Below are 540 nucleotides of genomic sequence, written 5' to 3' on the forward strand. Positions count from 1 at the left end.
ATGAACCATTTAACTCACCTTTATCATTATGCCCGATAATTCTAACTTGAACAGATTCACCTAATCTTGGTTCAGCTTTACGTTCTGATTCATGTACGAAAATTTTGTAACCTGATTCGCTTAATAAGAAGCTACCAATTCGTAATACGCGGTAAGGTTTGGCTTCAATGACTTCGTTTTTTAAATTATCATCGTGTACAGGTGTAAACATATTTTCTACAACAGATTCACTCGCTAAACGTCCATACATATGATTCTCACGGTCAATTCGTAATGTAACTAGCAAATGATCACCAGGTTGTGGCCATAGTGATTTCACTTTTGGTAAATCTTCCCATGGTACTAACACTTCACGGGGTAAACCAACATCTATACGTGCCCCATCGCGATCCGTTTTAAGTACTTTAGCAAAATCATATTTATCTTTCGTAATATCAGGCATATTTTGAGTTGCAAATAATTCACCTGAACGGTTTGGATAAATGAAGAAACTATATTCTTCACCTACTTCTAATTCATCATCATCGTTCATTTCTGATT

Annotated in this window: 1 pseudogene; it reads right to left on the reverse strand. The window is 35.6% G+C overall.

Annotated elements, in window-relative coordinates:
• Nucleotides 1-540, reverse strand: a pseudogene (gene cvfB / locus IDG60_RS01430) (RNA-binding virulence regulatory protein CvfB); the annotation flags it as partial.

It is taken from the genome of Staphylococcus sp. EG-SA-2 (genome assembly GCF_017152085.1).